Origin of the sequence: Leclercia sp. UBA5958, assembly GCF_002430365.1 — a bacterium.
Taxonomy (GTDB): domain Bacteria; phylum Pseudomonadota; class Gammaproteobacteria; order Enterobacterales; family Enterobacteriaceae; genus Enterobacter; species Enterobacter pneumoniae.
The window spans coordinates 703,826-721,493 of record NZ_DJCE01000007.1; the positions used below are offsets into that span (position 1 = coordinate 703,826).

At 54.2% G+C, this 17,668-nt stretch carries 14 protein-coding genes; 5 read left to right on the forward strand and 9 right to left on the reverse strand.

The genetic code is table 11. From position 1 onward, the window contains the following. Positions 1 to 109: 109 nt before the first annotated feature. From ldtD to B2Q93_RS12730, 3 genes are all read left to right on the forward strand, one after another. Complete coding sequence (gene ldtD, locus B2Q93_RS12720; RefSeq protein ID WP_286933344.1) at positions 110 to 1,933, forward strand: L,D-transpeptidase; 1,824 nt, start codon at positions 110 to 112, stop codon at positions 1,931 to 1,933. A gap of 178 nt (positions 1,934 to 2,111) precedes the next feature. Beyond that, positions 2,112 to 2,660, forward strand: a complete 549-nt coding sequence (locus tag B2Q93_RS12725; RefSeq protein ID WP_040076314.1) for a YcbK family protein — start codon at positions 2,112 to 2,114, stop codon at positions 2,658 to 2,660. Between the two features lie 19 nt (positions 2,661 to 2,679). Then, a complete protein-coding gene (locus tag B2Q93_RS12730) occupies positions 2,680 to 3,327 on the forward strand; it encodes an MBL fold metallo-hydrolase (RefSeq protein ID WP_046886687.1) in 648 nt (215 codons plus the stop codon). A 42-nt stretch (positions 3,328 to 3,369) separates the two neighbouring features. On the opposite strand, the gene B2Q93_RS12735 is transcribed toward B2Q93_RS12730, so the two are convergent. The 4 genes from B2Q93_RS12735 to pncB all read right to left on the reverse strand — a co-directional run bounded on the left by B2Q93_RS12735 (position 3,370) and on the right by pncB (position 9,203). Next, the gene (locus tag B2Q93_RS12735) at positions 3,370 to 4,560 is read right to left on the reverse strand and encodes an amino acid aminotransferase (RefSeq protein ID WP_263616812.1); all 1,191 of its coding nucleotides are present in this window, start codon (positions 4,558 to 4,560) and stop codon (positions 3,370 to 3,372) included. 184 nt (positions 4,561 to 4,744) lie between these two features. Beyond that, positions 4,745 to 5,833, reverse strand: coding sequence for a porin (locus B2Q93_RS12740; RefSeq protein WP_046886685.1), 1,089 nt, complete (start codon positions 5,831 to 5,833; stop codon positions 4,745 to 4,747). Between the two features lie 601 nt (positions 5,834 to 6,434). After that, positions 6,435 to 7,835: an asparagine--tRNA ligase gene (asnS, locus tag B2Q93_RS12745; protein WP_046886684.1), complete on the reverse strand. Its 1,401-nt coding sequence runs from the start codon at positions 7,833 to 7,835 to the stop codon at positions 6,435 to 6,437. A gap of 165 nt (positions 7,836 to 8,000) precedes the next feature. Then, complete coding sequence (pncB, locus tag B2Q93_RS12750) at positions 8,001 to 9,203, reverse strand: nicotinate phosphoribosyltransferase (RefSeq protein WP_286933347.1); 1,203 nt, start codon at positions 9,201 to 9,203, stop codon at positions 8,001 to 8,003. A gap of 265 nt (positions 9,204 to 9,468) precedes the next feature. On the opposite strand from pncB, the gene pepN reads away from it, so the two are divergent. After that, positions 9,469 to 12,081, forward strand: coding sequence for an aminopeptidase N (pepN, locus tag B2Q93_RS12755; protein WP_286933349.1), 2,613 nt, complete (start codon positions 9,469 to 9,471; stop codon positions 12,079 to 12,081). A gap of 84 nt (positions 12,082 to 12,165) precedes the next feature. On the opposite strand, the gene ssuB is transcribed toward pepN, so the two are convergent. From ssuB to ssuE, 5 genes are read right to left on the reverse strand one after another with little or no spacing between them, the layout of a single operon-like run. Then, positions 12,166 to 12,936 (reverse strand): aliphatic sulfonates ABC transporter ATP-binding protein, encoded by a 771-nt coding sequence (ssuB, locus tag B2Q93_RS12760; protein WP_286933352.1) that lies wholly within the window; start codon positions 12,934 to 12,936, stop codon positions 12,166 to 12,168. Further along, on the reverse strand, positions 12,933 to 13,724 hold the full coding sequence (ssuC, locus tag B2Q93_RS12765; protein ID WP_040076304.1) for an aliphatic sulfonate ABC transporter permease SsuC: 792 nt from the start codon (positions 13,722 to 13,724) through the stop codon (positions 12,933 to 12,935). The genes ssuB and ssuC overlap by 4 nt, the downstream gene beginning before the upstream one ends. A gap of 9 nt (positions 13,725 to 13,733) precedes the next feature. Next, entirely contained in the window at positions 13,734 to 14,879 is a 1,146-nt protein-coding gene (gene ssuD / locus B2Q93_RS12770; RefSeq protein WP_207293405.1) for an FMNH2-dependent alkanesulfonate monooxygenase, read from the reverse strand. Beyond that, positions 14,876 to 15,838, reverse strand: coding sequence for a sulfonate ABC transporter substrate-binding protein (locus B2Q93_RS12775; protein ID WP_286933354.1), 963 nt, complete (start codon positions 15,836 to 15,838; stop codon positions 14,876 to 14,878). Before B2Q93_RS12775 ends, ssuD begins: the two co-directional genes overlap by 4 nt. Further along, on the reverse strand, positions 15,831 to 16,406 hold the full coding sequence (gene ssuE / locus B2Q93_RS12780) for an NADPH-dependent FMN reductase (RefSeq protein ID WP_233803899.1): 576 nt from the start codon (positions 16,404 to 16,406) through the stop codon (positions 15,831 to 15,833). Before ssuE ends, B2Q93_RS12775 begins: the two co-directional genes overlap by 8 nt. Before the next feature lie 248 nt (positions 16,407 to 16,654). Here ssuE and pyrD point away from each other — a divergent pair, with 248 nt between their 5' ends. Then, the gene (pyrD, locus tag B2Q93_RS12785; RefSeq protein ID WP_040076299.1) at positions 16,655 to 17,665 is read left to right on the forward strand and encodes a quinone-dependent dihydroorotate dehydrogenase; all 1,011 of its coding nucleotides are present in this window, start codon (positions 16,655 to 16,657) and stop codon (positions 17,663 to 17,665) included. The last annotated feature ends 3 nt before the right edge of the window (positions 17,666 to 17,668 follow it).

The following is a 17,668-nucleotide window of genomic DNA, read 5'->3' on the forward strand; positions in this document are numbered from 1 at the left end:
ATATCTTTAAAATTCTTTACATAAGGCAAGGCTTACCGCGGTATGCCTTCCTATACTGTAAAAAAGCCCGCTGAAGAGGGCGTTGTACACTGCTAACAGGGGGCAAGGGATGTTGCTAAACGAGAAATATGGGGGCCGGCTGTCTGCGCTAAGCATCTGCCTGGCATTACTGGCCGCACCGCTGGTCAACGCATGGGCCGATGAGCCGGAACTGGTGCCGACAGATAGCTCTGCCACCACCGGATCGCAGCCGACGGCGTTATTACAGCCGCTGGAGCAATCACCGGCAACAGCAATAATGGCGGGTATTCAACCGCTGCCCGCCGATACCAACACGGCACAATTGCGACAAGAACTGCTGGCAAACCTGCCCGCGGGTTATACCCCTGCCTACGTTAATCAACTGACGCTGTTATATGCCGCCCGTGACATGAAGCCCATGTGGGAGGATCGCGATGCGGTTCGCGCTTTCCAGCAGCAGCTCGCTGAGGTAGCCATTGCCGGCTTTCAGCCACAGTTCACCACCTGGGTTGAACTGCTGACCAATCCTGACGTCACTGGCATGGCCCGCGACGTGGTGCTTTCCGACGCCATGATGGGCTACCTGCAGTTTGTTGCCGGTATTCCGGTTAACGGGAATCGGTGGCTTTACAGCAACAAGCCCTACAAACTCGCCACACCGCCGCTGTCGGTGATTAACCAGTGGCAGCTTGCGCTGGACAAAGGCTCGGTGCCGCGTTTTATCACCAGCCTTGCACCCGCACATCCGCAGTATTCAGTCATGCACCAGTCGTTGCTGACGCTGGTGGCCGCTACCCAGACATGGCCACAGCTGCAAAGCACAGCGACGCTTCGTCCGGGACAGTGGAGTAGCGATGTGCCTGCACTGCGCGAAATATTGCAGCGGTCGGGCGTCATTGACGGTGGCCCGAAAATTGCCCTGCCGGGTGACGATCCGCAAAACGTGGTGGTGAGCCCGTCCGCACCGGCCGTCAGTAAAAAAGCCCAGGCTGCGCCGAACAAGCCTTCGGCCTATGATCGCAACCTGGTGGCCGCGGTCAAAGCTTTCCAGTCCTCCCAGGGGCTGGGTGCTGATGGGGTGATTGGCCCCTCAACGCGGGACGCCCTGAATCTGACGCCGGCTCAGCGTGCTGGTGTACTGGCGCTTAATATTCAACGACTGCGCCTGCTGCCGGGAACACTCACGACCGGCATTATGGTGAATATTCCGGCTTACTCGCTGGTCTATTATCAGAACGGCAACGAAGTGCTGGCATCGCGGGTTATTGTCGGCCGGCCGGATCGGAAAACGCCGATGATGAGCAGCGCGTTAAACAACGTCGTGGTCAACCCGCCGTGGAATGTCCCGCCGACCCTGGCGCGCAAAGATATTTTGCCGAAGGTGTGGAACGATCCGGGGTATCTCGAGCGTCATAACTATACCGTGCTGCGTGGCTGGAACAGTAAAGAGCCAATAGATCCCTGGCGGGTTGACTGGGGGACCATCACCCCGTCGAATCTGCCTTTCCGCTTCCAGCAGGCTCCAGGAGCCCATAACTCTCTGGGCCGCTATAAGTTTAATATGCCCAGCTCGGATGCCATTTACCTGCATGACACGCCAAACCATAATCTGTTCCAGAAAGAGGCTCGTGCGCTCAGTTCAGGCTGTGTGAGGGTGAATAAAGCCTCTGAGCTAGCGAATATGTTATTGCAGGATGCGGGCTGGAATGACACCCGCATATCAGATGCTCTGAAGCAGGGTGATACGCGTTATGTGAATATCCGTCATAATATTCCGGTTAATCTCTACTATCTGACGGCTTTCGTTGGTGAGAATGGCCAGACCCAGTATCGTACAGATATTTACAATTACGATGCAATCTCGCGATCCGGCGCACAAATCTTGCCGAAAGCGGAACTTTTAATCAGGTAAATGAAGCAGTTCGGAAAATTCTGTTGTCGTAACTTTGGGTGAAAACGGGGCAATCTGGCTGTGAGCCCCGTCTTTCCTGGGTTTGGGCGCCTTGACGTTAGCTTTATAGCCCGGTAAGGTGCCCTTCGTGCGCTGAAGTGCATATAAACGATAACATTGACCTGTAGACCTGATTATCATGGACAAATTTGACGCTAATCGCCGCAAGTTGTTGGCATTAGGGGGCGTTGCGCTGGGCGCAGCACTCTTACCGACGCCATCATTTGCCACCCTCTCAACGCCACGTCCGCGTATTTTGACCCTCAACAACCTGCATACAGGTGAGTCAATTAAGGCCGAGTTTTTTGATGGCAGAGGCTATATTCAGGATGAATTAGCAAAACTGAACCATTTTTTCCGTGATTTCCGCGCGAATAAAATTAAAGCCATCGACCCCTTGCTGTTCGATCAGCTTTTCCGTCTACAAGGATTGTTAGGCACGCGTAAGCCCGTGCAACTTATCTCCGGCTATCGCTCCCTTGATACTAATAATGAGCTCCGTGCGCACAGTCGTGGCGTGGCTAAAAAAAGTTATCACACCAAAGGGCAGGCGATGGACTTTCATATTGAAGGTGTTTCGTTAGCCAATATTCGCAAAGCGGCGTTATCTCTGCGCGCAGGTGGTGTAGGATATTACCCACGTAGCAACTTTGTGCATATTGATACCGGTCCAGTCCGGCACTGGTAATAACGAACACAGGAGCAGTATGAACTATCGTATTATTCCGGTTACCGCGTTCTCCCAGAACTGTTCATTGATCTGGTGTGAGCAGACCCGCCTGGCGGCGCTGGTTGATCCCGGTGGTGACGCAGAGAAGATCAAACAAGAAGTGGCAGCATCCGGGGTGACTTTGACCCAGATTCTGTTAACCCATGGTCATCTCGATCACGTTGGGGCGGCTGCAGAACTGGCACAACATTATGCTGTGCCGGTAATTGGCCCGGAAAAAGAAGATGAGTTCTGGCTGCAGGGATTACCCTCTCAAAGCCGAATGTTTGGTCTTGATGAGTGCCAGCCCCTGACGCCTGACCGCTGGTTAAATGAAGGCGATAACGTTAGCGTCGGCAATATCTCTTTGCAGGTGCTGCACTGTCCGGGGCATACGCCAGGGCATATCGTCTTCTTTGATAGCGCATCCCGGCTGCTCGTCTCCGGCGATGTGATCTTCAAAGGCGGCGTCGGCCGCAGTGATTTCCCACGCGGCGATCATAACCAGCTTATTCAGGCGATTAAACAGAAGTTATTGCCGCTTGGCGATGACGTGACGTTTATTCCGGGACATGGCCCGATGTCTACGCTGGGGTATGAGCGTTTGCACAACCCTTTCCTGCAGGACGAGATGCCTGTCTGGTAAGCAAAAAAAAGCCCGCGATGCGGGCTTTTTTTTATCTATGTCTTACAGCACTGCGACGATGGCTTCGCACAGCGGCGCCATGTTATCTGGCGTCATGCCCGCCACGTTAACGCGGCCAGAGGCGACGGCGTACACGCCAAACTCTTCACGCAGACGCAGCACCTGTTCTTTGGTCAGGCCGCTGAAGGAGAACATCCCGTTCTGTTTGATGATGAAGCTGAAGTCGCGATTTGCCCCTTTCTCCGCCAGGGTGGTGACAAACAGCTGACGCATACGCTGGATGCGCTCACGCATGTCATTCAGCTCTTGCTCCCACAAGGCACGCAGCGCGTCATTGCTCAGAATGGTCGCAACCACTGAAGCACCGTGTGCTGGTGGGTTGGAGTAGTTGGCGCGAATCACGGATTTCATCTGGCTGAACGCACGGTCAACGGTGTCTGCATCAGCAGCAACCAGCGTACAGGCACCCACGCGCTCATTGTACAGACCGAAGTTTTTGGAGTAGGAGCTGGCAACAATCAGCTCTTTATGCAGCGCTGCGAAAGCACGCAGACCTTCTGCATCCTCTTCCAGACCACGAGCGAAGCCCTGATAGGCGAAGTCAAACAGCGGCAGCCAGCCTTTCTCTACGGAGAGCTGCGCCAGCTGTTGCCACTGCTCAAGAGTCGGATCGATACCGGTAGGGTTATGACAGCAGCCATGGAACAGCACCACATCACCGGCCTGCGCTTCGCTCAGGCTTGCCAGCAGGCCGTCAAAGTCGAGGGAATGATTTGCCGCGTCGTAGTAAGCATACTCGCGTACTTCCAGCCCTGCGGAGTTAAACACGCTCTTGTGGTTAGGCCAGGACGGGTTGCTTACCCAGACGGTTTTCGCAGAGGTGTTTTTTGCAAGGAAATCGGCGGCTACGCGCAGGGCACCGGTACCGCCAGGGGTCTGCGCAGTGCGAGCACGTTTATCGCTAATCAGGGTGTTGCCTTTGCCAAACAGGAGCTCCTGAGTGCAGCGGCCAAATTCCGGAATACCGTCGATGCCGAGGTAATTTTTGGTGTTTTCATTTTCCAGCAGGTACTGCTCAGCCTTTTTAACGCTGGTCAGCACCGGGGTTTTGCCGGTTTCATCTTTATAGACACCAATACCAAGGTTAATTTTGCCGGGGCGGTCATCGGCACGAAACAGATCGGCCAGGCCCAGAATTGGGTCGGCAGGGGCGGCGGTAATGTTCTCAAACATGACGAGGTTCCATTGTGATTACAGAAGTGAAATCCGCTACCAGATTAACGGTTGATTTACACATTGCCAACCGTTTGCGATAAAAAGCGTGCGGCTTTTCAAAAGTCGCTATTTTTTTCTTTGGCACATAAAAAAACAGGGCCGAAGCCCTGTTTATTAAGCATATAACAAAGTGGTGTACTGATTAGAACTGGTAAACGAGGCCCAGAACGTAGGTATCGTCAGTTGCCAGACCAGTTGCAGCGGTGTAATCGTTGTCATCCAACAGGTTGAAACGGTATGCACCGTACACGTTCATGTTTTTGTTGAAGTAGTACCAGCTACCCACTTCTACGTATTTAACCAGGTCAGCGCTGCCGCCGTTGAAATCAGTACCCGCACGAGCGCTCAGCTCTTTACCTTTGGACTGAACGTAACCTACGGAAGGACGCAGGCCGAAATCGAACTGGTACTGAACTACCGCTTCGAAGTTTTCAGTTTTGTTTGCGAACTGGTCATCATTCTCACGCGTCATGTTGCTGGATTCGCCGTACATAACCGCTGCGTACAGGTTGTTCGCATCGTATTTAACGGAGGTCGCCCAGCCTTCAGCACGGGTACCTTTGCCATCAGCTTCCTGATCGTTGGTACGATCGGAGTTGGTGTAGGCTGCAGTAACGTTGAAGCCGTCCAGGAAGTCATAACCCAGAGAGTAGCTGCCGCCGTCGCCGTTCTGACGCTCAACATCGTGGCCGCTTACGTTTTTACCCTGGTACTGCAGACCCAGTGACAGACCATCTACCAGGCCGAAGAAGTTGGAGTTACGGTAGGTAGCAACACCGGTAGTACGGCAGGTCATGAAGTTGTCGGTCTGGCAGAGGGTATCGCCACCGTATTCAACCAGCATGTCGGTAGAAGCCAGCGCATCGTAGAACACGCCATAGTTACGACCGTAATCGAATGAGCCGTAGTCACCCGCTTTCAGGCCAGCAAAGGCCAGACGGGTACGGGTGTCCTGAGAACCTTCCGCGCTGCTGGCGTTCAGGTTGTATTCCCACTGGCCGTAACCGGTTAATTGGTCATTAACCTGAGTTTCGCCTTTGAAACCGATACGAGCATAAGAGTCATCTGCGCTGTTGCTGTCGCCGCCAGATTTATCCCAAACGTGTTTGCCAACGACTTTGCCGTACAGATCCAGCTTGTTAGCGTTTTTGTTATAGATTTCTGCTGCGTTAGCTGCACCGGCTACCAGCAGGGCAGGGATAACCACTGCCAGGATATTGCGCTTCATCATTATTTATTACCCTCATTGGTTTTTTTATGACACTCGCCACTGCCGTCAATAAATTCTGTCAATAAATGTTTCCGGAACTATTGATGAGAGTTTGGTGTCTTTATGTATCTGACAGGCATCTTTCCATTCAAATTACCCTTTCGCTAGCCTGAAAGTGCTACAAACATCAAGAATCAGTTACAAAAAGCAATTATGTGTAACTAATTGTGAATTTTGAGGAACTTTGTGAAGCACCTCAAACTTCAGAGCTGAGTGGCGATAAAAACACCGTCTCGATTTCTATCTATATGAATTGCTTATCTTAATTTTAGATAATGGCATTTCTTATTACCAAAAACCTTTACAGCCTCTTTTTCTTATATGTATCTCCAGACATCCAGACCGCCAAAAAACTGCACAAAAAATGTGCTAATGCTTTAGAAAAGTATTAGACGCAATAAGACTGGGGTTTATTTTTTGTTTGTAGATGATTCTGGAAATAAAAGGTAACAGCTAAGAGGATTTTGCGGGGTTGCTTTTAGAAATGATTGACGTTCAACTGACAGAAGTTGACATTGCAGCATAAAATAATGGCCAGCAAGGCTGGCCATAAATTAAATATTTAGAACGAGGCGTTGCGCGGCGTACGCGGGAACGGAATCACGTCACGCACGTTCTGCACGCCGGTGACATAGGCAATGAGACGCTCAAAGCCCAGGCCAAAACCGGAATGCGGCACAGTGCCGTAGCGGCGCAGGTCGCGATACCAGCTGTAATCTTCCGGGTTCAGACCCATCTCTACCATACGGGCATCCAGCACATCCAGACGCTCTTCACGCTGCGAGCCACCGATAATTTCACCGATGCCCGGGGCCAGTACGTCCATCGCGGCGACGGTTTTCCCGTCTTCGTTAAGACGCATATAGAAAGCTTTAATGTCTTTAGGATAGTTTTTAACGACCACAGGGGCTTTAAAGTGCTTCTCAGCCAGGTAGCGTTCATGCTCGGACGCCAGATCAACACCCCAGAACACCGGGTTCTCAAACTTCTCGCCGCATTTCTCCAGAATCGCGACAGCGTCGGTGTAATCCACCTGAGCGAAGTCTGTGGTAACAAAGCGTTCGAGGCGTGCAATGGCGTCGCTATCTACGCGCTCAGCAAAGAACTTCATGTCGTCTGCACGTTCTTCAAGAACGGCTTTAAAGACATATTTCAGCATCGCTTCAGCCAGGCCAGCAACATCGTCCAGATCTGCAAACGCCACTTCCGGCTCCAGCATCCAGAACTCCGCCAGGTGGCGACTGGTGTTGGAGTTTTCTGCGCGGAAGGTAGGACCGAAGGTGTAGATTTTTGACAACGCACAGGCGTAGGTTTCACCGTTCAGCTGGCCGGATACGGTCAGGAACGCCTCTTTACCGAAGAAGTCTTTGTCGTAATCCACTTTGCCTTCTGGCGTACGCGGCAGGTTTTCCATGTCCAGCGTGGACACGCGGAACATCTCTCCTGCACCTTCGGTGTCAGAGGCGGTGATCAGCGGAGTCGAAACCCAGAAATAGCCCTGCTCATGGAAGAAACGGTGCAGCGCCTGTGCCAGGGTATGACGAACGCGAGCCACGGCACCAATCATGTTGGTACGTGGGCGCAGGTGAGCCACTTCGCGCAGATACTCAATGCTGTGGCGCTTCGCCGCCATGGGGTAGGTGTCCGGATCTTCAACCCAGCCGGTGACTTCAACGGAGGTCGCCTGCAGTTCGAAGCTCTGGCCCTGCCCCGGGGAGGCTACCACGGTGCCGGTAACAATCACGGAACAGCCCGTGGTCAGGTGCAGAACGTCATCATTGTAATTGGGCAGAGAATTATTAATGACGGCCTGTACAGGATCAAAGCAGGAACCGTCATAGACGGCAAGGAAGGAGATGCCAGCTTTAGAATCTCGGCGGGTACGCACCCATCCGCGCACGGTGACTTCACTGTCAACGGCGACACGGCCCTGGAGTACGTCGGCTACAGGCACAACGCTCATAATATTCTCTCTGTAATTAGTCGGAAAAAATAAATACTTGTCCGCCCACGATGGGGGGATATCTATGTTACCTGGCATCTGCCATCAGACAAGCAGATTTCGCAGTCAAAAGAGAAGAAATAAGAAATAAATGAGAGAAGGGGCCCACAAGGCTCCCTGAAAACGTCAGCTGGCTTTTTTAACCTGGGGCAGGTCGAAGGCTTTGCGCAAAGCGCGTACAAATGCTTTGTCATGGCAGATAGTTTTGCCCGGGCTATCCGAAAGTTTAGCCACCGGTTTGCCATTACATTCTACCAGTTTAATGACAATATTTAGCGGTTTCACCTGGGGGATGTCGCAGGTCAGGCGGGTGCCAATGCCGAAGCTTAGATTCACTCTTGATGAGAAATGGCGATAGAGATCGACGGCTTTGGTCAGGTCCAGGTTATCCGAGAAGACCAGCACTTTGGTGAGCGGGTCGATACCCAGCTTTTGATAATGGGCGATGGCTTTTTCACCCCATTCAACCGGATCCCCGGAATCATGCCGCAAACCTTGATAGCGCTCGGCAAATTCTGGCCCGAAATCGCGCAGGAAGGCATCCATAGTTATACAGTCGGTCAGGGCAATACCCAGCTGATTGGGATACTCTTCCAGCCAGGCGGCAAGCGCTGCACGCTGGCTGGTGGCGAGGTCGGGGCTGATCTGCTGATGTGCCTGGAACCATTCATGCGCCTGGGTGCCCATCGGCGTCAGGGAGAGGCGACGCGCCAGATCATAGTTACTGGTGCCGACAAACCACGGCTCCTGCTGAAGCCGTTGCGCAATAGCCTGCTGCACATCGCGAGAGAAACGACGACGCGTGCCAAAATCCATTAAGCGGAAGCGAGACATATCCAGCGATTCCGTCAGACGAGAGAAGTCGACAAGTTTCTGTTCCAGCATCATCAGGGCCTGATCGACGCCGGCATCAGGCGTGCGGTAACGGTGTACCAGTTCGCTGATGACCGCGAGCAGCGGGACTTCCCACATAATCACTTCCCGCCACGGCCCGGCAAGGCGGATATTGAGCTTACCGTTTTCGTTGGAGATAGTGACCTGTTCCGGGTTATAGCGGAAATCACGCAGGAAGTTGAGATAGTCTTCTTTAAAGAAAGGCAGGGCCGAGAGCCACTGATATTCGTCGTCCCGCAGCGTCAGATGCTGCATAGCATCGACCTGTTCGCGGATAGCTTCAGCATAGATGCCGAGCAGGTCGTCACCACGGCAGCGAAACTCCGCCGCTACCTGTACATCGTAGTAATGGTGAAAAACGGCTTGCTGCATATGCAATTTATACGCATCGGTATCCAGCAACGTATGCAGAACAGGAGAAGCGAATTGAGTCATAGGTGCGCAGTAGCATCCTCTCACGGGAGCGTTTAGTACAATAAACAACTATTGAAACCGCTGGAGTATACCTTGTTTAGCGATTTATTGAACCCCGATCACACCATAAGCTGGAATTAGGGTCGAGGGCATTTCGTGCCCCGTGTTATACAAATGTAGCAAAAAGGGTGTTTGTAACTGAAAAGATGAACATTCTGCGTAGCGCGATCTACACAACAGGAATAGACTGGATTCGTTATTCGACAAACGATGCAAAAGGTTTTCTATGACACAACAGCCACAAGCCAAATACCGCCACGACTACCGTGCGCCTGAATACCTGATTAGCGATATTGATCTGACTTTTGACCTGGATGCCACAAAAACTCTTGTTACGGCCGTAAGCCAGGTGACGCGCCAGAGCGCGACGGCTGTTCCCCTGCGCCTCGATGGTGAAGATCTGACGCTCGTTTCCATCGCGGTAAACGACCAGGTCTGGACAGACTATAAAGAAGAAAACGGCCAGCTGGTTATTAATAACCTGCCGGAGCGTTTTACCCTGCGCATCGTGACCGAAATTAGCCCGGCAGCCAACACCGCGCTGGAAGGGCTGTACCAATCAGGTGAAGCACTCTGTACGCAGTGCGAAGCCGAAGGTTTCCGCCATATTACCTGGTATCTGGATCGCCCGGACGTTCTGGCGCGCTTCACCACCAAAATCATTGCCGATAAAACTCGCTATCCATTCCTGCTCTCCAACGGTAACCGTGTGGGCGAAGGCGAACTGGAAAACGGGCGTCACTGGGTGCAGTGGCAAGATCCGTTCCCGAAACCTTGCTACCTTTTTGCACTGGTGGCAGGCGACTTCGATGTGCTGCGCGACACCTTCAAAACCCGCTCCGGACGCGACGTGGCGCTGGAGCTGTTCGTTGACCGTGGCAACCTCGACCGCGCGCCATGGGCGATGACGTCGCTCATCAACTCCATGAAGTGGGACGAGGAGCGCTTTGGCCTCGAATATGATCTCGACATCTACATGATCGTCGCCGTCGACTTCTTCAACATGGGTGCGATGGAGAACAAAGGCCTTAACGTCTTTAACTCCAAATACGTGCTGGCCCGTACCGATACCGCGACCGATAAAGATTACCTGGATATCGAGCGCGTGATTGGCCATGAATACTTCCACAACTGGACCGGTAACCGCGTGACCTGCCGCGACTGGTTCCAGCTGAGCCTGAAAGAGGGCTTAACCGTCTTCCGCGATCAGGAGTTCAGCTCCGATCTGGGTTCGCGTGCGGTTAATCGCATCAGCAACGTGCGCACCATGCGCGGTCTGCAGTTTGCTGAAGATGCCAGCCCGATGGCCCACCCGATTCGCCCGGACAAAGTGATTGAGATGAATAACTTCTACACCCTGACGGTGTATGAAAAGGGTTCTGAAATCATCCGTATGATCCACACTCTGTTAGGGGAAGAGAACTTCCAGAAAGGGATGCAGCTCTACTTCGAGCGTCATGACGGCAGCGCCGCCACCTGCGATGACTTTGTGCAGGCGATGGAAGATGCTTCTAACGTTGATCTCTCGCACTTCCGCCGCTGGTACAGTCAGGCCGGTACGCCGATTGTTACCGTAAAAGATGATTACAATCCTGAAACCGAGCAGTACTCTCTGACCATCAGCCAGCGTACGCCGCCAACGGCCGAGCAGGAAGAGAAGCACCCGCTGCACATTCCTTTTGCCATCGAGTTGTATGACAACGAAGGAAACGTGATCCCGCTGCAAAAAGGGGGTCACCCGGTGCACAATGTGCTCAACGTTACCCAGGCGGAGCAGACATTTGTATTCGATAACGTCTATTTTCAGCCGGTGCCGGCGTTGCTGTGCGAGTTCTCTGCACCCGTTAAGCTCGAATATAAGTGGAGCGATCAACAGCTCACCTTCCTGATGCGTCACGCGCGCAACGACTTCTCCCGCTGGGATGCGGCCCAGAGCCTGCTGGCGACCTACATTAAGCTGAACGTAAACCGCCATCAGCAAGGACAGCCGCTGTCGGTGCCGGTCCACGTGGCTGACGCTTTCCGCGCCATTCTGCTGGACGAGAACATCGACCCGGCGCTGGCGGCAGAGATCCTGACCCTGCCTTCCACCAGTGAAATTGCTGAGCTGTTTGAGATCATCGATCCGATCGCCATTGTGGCGGTACGCGAAGCGCTGACCCGCACCCTGGCGACCGAACTGGCCGATGAGTTCCTGGCGCTGTACAACGCGCATAAGCTTGACGAATACCATGTCGAACATGCTGATATCGGCAAACGTTCACTGCGTAATACCTGTTTGCGCTACCTGGCCTTCGGCGAAACCGAACTGGCTGATACGCTGGTAAGCAAGCAGTATCACGAGGCGGATAATATGACCGACGCGCTGGCTGCCCTGGCCGCTGCGGTGGCCGCTGAGCTGCCGTGCCGCGACGCGCTGATGCAGGCGTATGACGACAAGTGGCATCAGGACGGCCTGGTAATGGATAAGTGGTTCATTCTGCAATCTACCAGCCCAGCGGCAGACGTGCTGAATACTGTTCGCCATCTTCTGAAGCACCGTTCATTTACCATGAGCAACCCGAACCGCGTACGATCTCTGATTGGCGCCTTTGCCAGCAGCAACCCGGCCGCTTTCCATGCCGAAGACGGCAGCGGGTATCAGTTTATGGTCGAGATGTTGACGGAGCTGAACAGTCGTAACCCGCAGGTGGCGTCGCGTCTGATTGAGCCGCTGATTCGACTGAAACGTTACGACGAGAAACGTCAGGCGAAGATGCGTGCGGCGCTCGAGCAGTTGAAAGGGCTGGAGAACCTGTCTGGCGATCTGTACGAGAAGATCACCAAAGCACTGGCCTGATAAGCAGGTAATAGCGAAACGGCAACCCTGGTTGCCGTTTCTTATTTTTCCCTCTCGCCGTGAGAGAGGGCCGGGGTGAGGGCATCAGGCATTAACCTTAAACAATTCCCGCTCACTTACCCCACGCTTCATCACCCGATCCAGCACCTCCGCTTCCAGTTCCGCCAGCCTCGCCGACCCGACGCGCCGCGGACGCGGGATATCCACGTTCAGATCCAGACCAATTTTCCCCTCTTCTATTAACAGCACGCGATCGGCCATCGCCACGGCTTCGCTCACATCATGGGTTACCAGCAATACCGTAAACCCGTGTTCCTGCCAGAGGGATTCAATCAAACCCTGCATATCTATCCGCGTCAGGGCATCGAGTGCGCCAAGCGGTTCATCCAGCAGCAGCAAACCCGGGCGGTGAATCAGCGCCCGGGCTAAAGCGACGCGCTGTTTCTGCCCCCCGGACAACGCTGCGGGCCATTCGCTCGCGCGATCCTGTAGACCCACGGCGGCCAGCGCCTGGCTTGCCGCCTCCCGCCAGTGACCTTTCAGCCCCAGACCCACGTTATCGATAACCGTTTTCCACGGCAGCAGGCGCGCGTCCTGAAACATCATTCGGGTATCATCCTGAATCTCCGCCAGCGGCGTATTGCCCGCCAGCAGTTCACCACCATTGGGGGCCTCCAGCCCGGCGAGCAGGCGCAGCAGCGTACTCTTGCCACCGCCGCTACGGCCAACCACTGCTACAAACTGCCCGGCGGGGATATGCAGATCAAGTTGGTTCAGAATGGTGTTGTCACCGTAGCGTTTGGTCACGCCGTTCAGCAGCAACGGCGTTCCCTGGTTCAAGCGTGCAGTATTCATGCGTGTGCCTCACTTTTGACATAGGCCGGATTCCAGCGCAGCCAGATACGTTCCAGCCACTGGGCGCTGACGTCGGCGAGTTTGCCGAGCAGGGCATATAGAATAATCGCCACCACGACGACATCGGTCTGCAGGAACTCGCGGGCATTCATCGCGAGGTAGCCGATACCGGAGTTGGCCGAAATGGTCTCTGCCACAATCAGCGTTAACCACATCAGGCCGAGGGCAAAACGTACCCCCACCATAATCGAGGGCAGGGCGCCGGGGAGGATCACATGGATAAACAGGGCAAAGCCCGATAAGCCATAGCTGCGTGCCATCTCGACCAGCCCACGATCAATGTTACGAATACCGTGCCAGGTGTTGATATAGATAGGGAAGAGGGTGCCGAGGGCCACCAGGAAAATCTTGGCACTCTCATCAATGCCGAACCACAGAATCACCAGCGGGATCAACGCCAGATGCGGCACGTTTCGCAGCATCTGGATGGAGGTGTCCAGTAGCCGCTCGCCCCAGCGGGAAAGCCCGCTGATCAGCCCCAGCGTCAGACCGATCGTCCCGCCGATTGTGAAGCCAATCAACGCCCGCCAGGAGCTGATCGCCAGATGCTGCCACAGCTCGCCGCTTGAACTTAGCGCCCAGAAAGCCTCTATCACCCCTTCCGGAGAGGGGAGGATCCGGCTCGACAACCAGCCCACTGACGAGGCCAGTTGCCAGATAGCCACGATGCTGACAGGCAGTACCCAGGGCGCAATACGCAGCAGCCAGGTTGGGGAAGGTTTCGCCATACGTCCTCCTCAGCTCTGCGCGACGTTACGCGGAATAAATTCGTTGGCGACCGCCTCGCCCTGCAGTTGCAGGCGCTGCGGCTGTGGGACCTCCGGGATAGCAACATCCAGATGAGGGAAAAGAAGCTCACCCACTTTGTACGCCTCTTCCAGATGGGGATAACCAGAGAGAATAAAACTGTCGATACCCAGATCGGCATACTCATTAATCCGCGCCGCCACGGTCGGACCATCCCCCACCAGCGCCGTGCCGGCGCCCCCGCGCACCAGACCGACCCCGGCCCACAGGTTAGGGCTAATCTCCAGATTTTCGCGTTTACCCTGGTGGAGGGAGGCCATCCGATGCTGTCCTACGGAGTCGGTTCTGGCGAAAGCAGCCTGCGCTCGGGCAATGGTTTCATCGTCCAGATGGGCAATCAGGCGATCGGCTGCTTGCCAGGCTTCTTCGTTCGTTTCACGCACAATCACGTGCAGGCGGATACCAAAACGCACGTTGCGCCCGCGCGCCGCCGCTTTGGCGCGAACCTGTTCAATCTTTTCTTTCACAAGTTCCGGCGGCTCGCCCCAGGTGAGATAGAGATCGACCTGCTCAGCGGCAAGATCCTGGGCCACATCTGATGAACCGCCAAAATAGAGCGGTGGGCGCGGCTGCTGCACCGGCGGGAAGTAGAGCTTCGCATCGCGGACGTGGATATGTTTGCCCTCGAAGGTAACCGTCTCCCCCTCCAGCAGGCGCCGCCAGACGCGGGTAAATTCAGCCGAGGCTTCGTAACGCTCGGCGTGATCCAGAAACACGCCATCGCCAGCCAGTTCCTGTGGGTCACTCCCGGTCACCAGGTTAAACAGAGCGCGGCCATTGGATAAACGGTCCAGCGTGGCGGCCTGACGCGCTGCCACCGTTGGCGAGGTGACGCTCGGGCGCAATGCCACCAGAAATTTTAAGCGCTGAGTCACCGGAATCATCGAAGCGGCGACCAGCCAGGCATCTTCACAGGAACGTCCGGTCGGGATAAGCACCCCGGTAAACCCAATCCGGTCCGCCGCCTGGGCAATCTGCTGAAGATAGCCCTGATCCACCGGGCGTGCACCGGACTCGGTGCCAAGATAGTGGCCATCACCGTGGGTAGGTAAAAACCAGAACAGATTCAGACTCATGATTTTGCTCCTTTATGCGCTGTGGGTTGCCAGATACGGTCACGGATATCGATTTTTTTCGGTACCAGTCGATTTTCGTAGAAGAGGTCGGCGGTCTGCTGCTGCAACGCCGCGGTGTGAGTATCCACCGGCTTAATGACGGTGGGTGGGCGGTGATCCAGATAGCTGGCAATGACCGGCTCAGGAAGACCCATAGTCTTTGCCAGCAGAGCGATACTGGCCTGCCGCTGGCTCTGGGTCAGGGCATCTGCGTCGCTGAAGGTATCCAGCACCCCCTGAATAAAGGCACCGTTCTTTTCCGCATAAGGACGCGCTGCCAGATAGAAAGAGCCGGTCTGTTTCAGGGTTTCCCCATCTTTCAGCACTCTAACTCCCCCCTGCAGCAAGGCTGCGGAGTAGTAGGGATCCCAGATAGCCCAGGCGTCCACATTATGTTGCTGAAACGCGGCGCGGGCATCGGCCGGGGAAAGATAGACTGGCTGTATCTCTTTAAACGTTAGACCGGCCTGCTGAAGGGCTCGTAACAACAGATTGTGTGAACTGGAGCCTTTCTGGAACGCCACTTTGCGGCCTTTGAGATCGGCGACGGTTTTGATCGGGCTGTTTTCCGGCACCAGAATCACTTCCGCTTTTGGTTTTGGCGGCTCGACGCCAACATACACAAGGTCTGCGCCGGCGGCCTGAGCAAAGATGGGGGGAATATCGCCGGTGCTACCCAAATCAATGCTGCCCACATTTAAGGCTTCCAGCATTTGTGGCCCCGCCGGAAACTCGACCCATGAAAAATGGGTGTTTGGGTAGCGTTTTTCCAGTAACTGATGGCTTTTAGCTAGCACCATGCTGACGCTACCTTTCTGATAACCAATCCGCAGATTTTCCGGTGCGGGTTCGGCGGCCTGGGCAAAGGAGGCGATCGCGATGATACCGGCCAGGCTCAGGCGGGTGAGGGTGTTAAACATGGGCGACTCCTTTCAACTGACCAAAAGCAGGAACCTGGACGTCACGACGATGCAGCGCCTGCCAGAAGGTCTCAAGGGCGCTATCAAGCCGGATTTGCAGGTTGGGGGAGAAATGCGGTTTATGCTGATAGTCAATGACTTGCGAATCATCGGCAAATACGCCGTGCAGGATCTCCTGCGCTTTCAGGGCGCTAAGCACCGGTTTGAGGGCATAATCTACCGCCAGCATGTGCGCCACCGTGCCGCCTGTGGCAAGAGGTAGCACCACTTTGCCCTCAAGGGCGCGTTCCGCAAGCAGATCAAGCAGCGTTTTCAACGCGCCGGAAAACGAGGCTTTATAGACCGGGGTCGCCACAATCAGGCCGTCTGCGCCTTGCAACTGCTCACTAAAAGCCTTTAATGCCGGGCTATCGAAGCGGGCATAAAGCAGATCCTCTGGGGAAAAGTTGTGCAGATTCCAGTGGCATACTTCGACCTCCAGCGAGGTAAGTTTCTCGCGGGCATATTCCAGCAGTGCGCTGGAGCGTGAAGGAAAACGCGGACTTCCAGCCAGAGTAATAACGCGCATAGATGCTCCTTATAACCAATTGTTTGCTTTTATCTAACATTGATAACATTTACAGGCAGTGTGTCATTGCGCGCTTATTCCACTAAATGATTTATACGCAAGTGAAATGCTAAAAAACGAATAAGGAGGAGAGGGAACGTAAACGATTGCGTTGCTCCACGCTTTTTTTGCCGCAGGTCAATTCCCTTTCGGGCAAGATTCGCAGATAATACGCCCCCGGTTTGCACACCGGGAATCCAGGAGAGTTCATGTACTACCCCTTCGTTCGTAAAGCCCTTTTTCAGCTCGATCCAGAGCGCGCCCATGAATTTACATTCCAGCAATTACGCCGTATCACAGGAACGCCGCTCGAAGCGCTAGTGCGCCAGAAAGTGATGGATAAACCGGTGCAGTGTATGGGGCTGACCTTTAAAAATCCGTTGGGTCTCGCAGCAGGACTCGACAAAAACGGTGAGTGTATCGACGCGTTGGGTGCGATGGGGTTCGGCTCTATTGAGATCGGCACCGTCACGCCACGCCCGCAGCCGGGCAATGAGCAACCGCGTCTGTTCCGCCTGGTCGAGGCCGAAGGGTTGATCAACCGGATGGGCTTTAACAACCTAGGTGTGGACCACCTGGTCGAGAACGTGAAAAAGGCCCATTTCGATGGCGTGCTGGGTATCAATATCGGTAAAAATAAAGATACGCCGGTAGAGCAGGGTAAAGATGACTATCTGATTTGTATGGAAAAAGTCTATGCCTATGCGGGTTATATTGCGGTGAATATCTCTTCGCCGAACACCCCGGGCTTACGCTCGTTGCAATATGGCGATGCCCTCGACGATTTATTAATTGCGATAAAAAATAAGCAGAATGATCTTCAGTCCCGGCATCATAAATATGTACCGGTCGCCGTGAAGATCGCCCCGGATCTTTCTGAAGAAGAATTGATCCAGGTTGCCGACAGCTTAGTTCGCCATAATATTGATGGCGTTATTGCAACCAATACGACACTGGATCGATCTCTGGTACAGGGAATGAAGCATTGCAACGAAGCGGGAGGACTCAGTGGCCGACCGGTGCAATTAAAAAGTACAGAAATTATTCGCCGCCTGTCAGCGGAATTAAAAGGTCAACTGCCGATTATTGGCGTGGGTGGCATTGACTCGATAATGGCGGCCCGCGAAAAAATGGCCGCCGGCGCTTCGCTGGTGCAAATTTATTCTGGCTTTATTTTTAAAGGCCCGCCGCTGATAAAAGAAATCGTTAATCACCTCTAATCT

What these genes read in the sequence shown, in the direction of transcription:
- ldtD (WP_286933344.1), top strand. Translation starts at nt 110, where the DNA reads ATGTTGCTAAACGAGAAATATGGGGGCCGGCTGTCTGCGCTAAGCATC.
- B2Q93_RS12725 (WP_040076314.1), top strand. Translation starts at nt 2,112, where the DNA reads ATGGACAAATTTGACGCTAATCGCCGCAAGTTGTTGGCATTAGGGGGC.
- B2Q93_RS12730 (WP_046886687.1), top strand. Translation starts at nt 2,680, where the DNA reads ATGAACTATCGTATTATTCCGGTTACCGCGTTCTCCCAGAACTGTTCA.
- B2Q93_RS12735 (WP_263616812.1), bottom strand. Translation starts at nt 4,560, where the DNA reads ATGTTTGAGAACATTACCGCCGCCCCTGCCGACCCAATTCTGGGCCTG.
- B2Q93_RS12740 (WP_046886685.1), bottom strand. Translation starts at nt 5,833, where the DNA reads ATGATGAAGCGCAATATCCTGGCAGTGGTTATCCCTGCCCTGCTGGTA.
- asnS (WP_046886684.1), bottom strand. Translation starts at nt 7,835, where the DNA reads ATGAGCGTTGTGCCTGTAGCCGACGTACTCCAGGGCCGTGTCGCCGTT.
- pncB (WP_286933347.1), bottom strand. Translation starts at nt 9,203, where the DNA reads ATGACTCAATTCGCTTCTCCTGTTCTGCATACGTTGCTGGATACCGAT.
- pepN (WP_286933349.1), top strand. Translation starts at nt 9,469, where the DNA reads ATGACACAACAGCCACAAGCCAAATACCGCCACGACTACCGTGCGCCT.
- ssuB (WP_286933352.1), bottom strand. Translation starts at nt 12,936, where the DNA reads ATGAATACTGCACGCTTGAACCAGGGAACGCCGTTGCTGCTGAACGGC.
- ssuC (WP_040076304.1), bottom strand. Translation starts at nt 13,724, where the DNA reads ATGGCGAAACCTTCCCCAACCTGGCTGCTGCGTATTGCGCCCTGGGTA.
- ssuD (WP_207293405.1), bottom strand. Translation starts at nt 14,879, where the DNA reads ATGAGTCTGAATCTGTTCTGGTTTTTACCTACCCACGGTGATGGCCAC.
- B2Q93_RS12775 (WP_286933354.1), bottom strand. Translation starts at nt 15,838, where the DNA reads ATGTTTAACACCCTCACCCGCCTGAGCCTGGCCGGTATCATCGCGATC.
- ssuE (WP_233803899.1), bottom strand. Translation starts at nt 16,406, where the DNA reads ATGCGCGTTATTACTCTGGCTGGAAGTCCGCGTTTTCCTTCACGCTCC.
- pyrD (WP_040076299.1), top strand. Translation starts at nt 16,655, where the DNA reads ATGTACTACCCCTTCGTTCGTAAAGCCCTTTTTCAGCTCGATCCAGAG.